Below are 1059 nucleotides of genomic sequence, written 5' to 3' on the forward strand. Positions count from 1 at the left end.
AGATCGAGGTCGCGATCGCGCGTGTGCGGGCGGATATCGCTCGGCTGCATGGTGAGTTGACGGCCAATGGCTTGGTGGTGTGGACCGGCGGTAACGTGTCGGGTCGGGTGCCGGGCGCGGACTTGTTTGTGATCAAGCCGTCCGGGGTGGATTATGCGGATCTGGCGCCGGAGAACATGATTCTTTGTGATCTGGATGGCAGTGTCGTTCCGGAGACTCCGGGTGCGGACCGGTCGCCGTCGTCGGACACGGCTGCGCATGCGTATGTGTACCGGAACATGCCCGAGGTCGGCGGGGTGGTGCACACGCATTCCACTTACGCGACGGCGTGGGCTGCGCGTGGTGAGGAGATCCCGTGTGTGATCACGGCGATGGCTGATGAGTTCGGCGGTCCGATCCCGGTGGGCCGGTTCGCGATCATCGGTGATGACACCATCGGTCAGGGCATTGTCGAGGCGTTGGCTGGGCATCGTTCCCGGGCGGTGTTGATGCAGAACCATGGGCCGTTCACGATCGGTAAGGATGCCCGTGATGCGGTCAAGGCTGCCGTGATGGTCGAAGACGTCGCCCGTACGGTGCACTTGGCCCGGCAGGGTGGCCCGCTGATTCCGATCCCGCAGGAATCGATCGATTCTCTTTTCAACCGTTACCAGAATGTCTACGGACAAGCACCGCAAGGAGCCCTCAAATAATGTCACCCACCGCACTCAACACGTCCCTGGACAGCTACGAGGTCTGGTTCCTCACCGGCAGCCAGAACCTGTATGGCGAGGAGACCCTGCGCCAGGTCGCCGAGCAGTCCCGGGCGATCGCCGATGCTCTCAACGCGTCCAGTGACGTGCCCGTCACGGTGGTGTGGAAGCCGGTTTTGAAGGACGCTGAGTCGATNCGTCCAGTGACGTGCCCGTCACGGTGGTGTGGAAGCCGGTTTTGAAGGACGCTGAGTCGATCCGTCGGGCCGCGTTGGATGCCAACGGTGATGACAAGGTCATCGGTTTGATCGCGTGGATGCACACGTTCTCGCCGGCGAAGATGTGGATCGGCGGCCTCAACGCGTTG

General features: G+C 62.6%; 1 protein-coding gene and 1 pseudogene. Both read left to right on the forward strand.

What is annotated here, in order from left to right:
- Window positions 1–2 precede the first annotated feature (2 nt).
- Window positions 3–692 (forward strand): L-ribulose-5-phosphate 4-epimerase, encoded by a 690-nt coding sequence (locus tag E3T19_RS04805; RefSeq protein ID WP_134407852.1) that lies wholly within the window; start codon window positions 3–5, stop codon window positions 690–692.
- A pseudogene (locus E3T19_RS04810) lies at window positions 692–1059 on the forward strand (hypothetical protein); the annotation flags it as partial. The gene E3T19_RS04805 and the pseudogene E3T19_RS04810, both read left to right, overlap by 1 nt.

It is taken from the genome of Cryobacterium sp. TMT4-31, from assembly GCF_004403385.1.
Taxonomy (GTDB): domain Bacteria; phylum Actinomycetota; class Actinomycetes; order Actinomycetales; family Microbacteriaceae; genus Cryobacterium; species Cryobacterium zongtaii.